Raw genomic sequence first — 1,561 nt, 5'->3', positions numbered from 1 at the left:
GTGTGCCGGTGTATCCAGTCCCACCGGACGCATTGATAAGATCGGATAGGACTTCCAATGCCCGTTTAGCGTGTCCTGTGACGTTCCTTGTTCCACCCGGAACCGACGGTGCGCCATCCTCTACGATGCAGGATGTGACCGCCTTGCCGCGCCGGTTGGTGCCGAGTTCCACGACTTTGAGGACAAAAGGAAACTCCCCAGCGCCGTCCAAATCGCGTTGTTTGGTAACGCGGGCCATGCGTGCCTGACCGTCAACGGTGATTTCTATTTCTGTATCAGTGGCGGCGCGAAGGGATGAATGCCCGCGCGCGCCTCGGGCTGTGTCTTTGCCGGAGTGGTGAATCCAAAGCAGGCAAGAGCCGGTCTGTTCGCGGATGGTGTCGCCGGTCCCGATAAGCGCCGTCATGTCCTCGGGCGCGTTCTCGTTGCCGCCAGCCATAGCCCGGCTAAGTGTGTCAATGACGATCAGCCTCGGCGGGACATTGAACTGTGCGGCGACGGCCCGGACGGTCGCAATGACGGCGGCTGCGTCAGCGTTCGGGTCCAAGAGATTGACCGACACGGGAACCACGATGAATGGCAGATCGTAATCCGCCAGGCCGGACGACTCTTTCCATGCGGTGATCCGGTTGCGGATGCCAAGGGAGCCTTCCAGCGCCAGATAGATCACCAGGCCACCGTCAATCTCTCGGCCGCGCCATGGACGGCTGGCGGCGATGTGCAAGGCCAGGTCAGTGACAAAAAAGGTTTTCCCGCTGTTGCTCTCGCCATAGACGACCGCCATGGACCGAGAGGTAAGCAAACCCTCTACAAAATCGTCCACGTCCAGCCGGGCGGAGGCATCGGCATAGGTGAAAAATGGCAGAAGCTGACCGGACTTGATGCCTTCCTCGACGGGGACGATCTCGGGCGCGTCTTCTTCGCCACGGAATAGCTCAGGATCGAGGCCCAGGGCGTCCCAATAGTCCGGGGGCAGATCGGGTGGGGCGTGTTCCTCGGGCCGCTCAGGCGCCTTCCTGGGGCGGTTGTGGCCGTCTTTGAACGCGCGCCGGACCTTGTTCTCGATCTCGTCCGGCTGCCACGCCTCGCGCCCGCTCTCCGACCCCATGGACCGGCCGGCGGCAAGGAGTTCTCCCAGCGCCACGCCTTCCTCGATCTCGCCACCAGCCACCAACGCGCCGATCTTCAAGGCTCCGGCATTCAGGGTCGTTTCCTGCTGCCCGAACGGCGCGCGGCGGATGGCGTTGCACTCGTCAGCCAAGGCGGCCAGGCCATAGCGCGACCCGCCATGCTCTCGCGGCGGCTGCGGCGGGGCCACGGGGCGCTGTTCGCGTTCTGGCGGTGTGCATGCCCGGATCAGCCAGCGCGGCATTTCTGCCGGGTCTGTCGGGTCGGCAAGGCTGTAGCCAGGCGACGGAGGGACAATGACGTAGCCGCCCTCCCCCCGCACATCGACACCCGGTGCAATACGGCTGGCGCTATTGCGGATTTCCACACCTTCCGGAACTAGGAAAATCAGATGCAATCCACCGGACCGCGTCTTGTGCGTGCGGGTGGGCGG

General features: G+C 63.7%; 1 protein-coding gene. It reads right to left on the bottom strand.

Annotation, left to right across the window (positions count from 1 at the left end; genetic code table 11):
* Positions 1 to 1,525, bottom strand: a 1,525-nt coding sequence (locus EBS11_RS28255; protein WP_290608845.1) for an AAA family ATPase, incomplete at its 3' end; no start/stop codon positions are given.
* Positions 1,526 to 1,561: the final 36 nt, after the last annotated feature.

It is taken from the genome of Janthinobacterium sp. (assembly GCF_009923995.1).
In the GTDB taxonomy this organism is placed as follows: domain Bacteria; phylum Pseudomonadota; class Gammaproteobacteria; order Burkholderiales; family Burkholderiaceae_D; genus Janthinobacterium.
The sequence above is the reverse complement of the archived record's forward strand: the minus strand, read 5'-3'. Positions and strand labels throughout refer to the sequence as shown.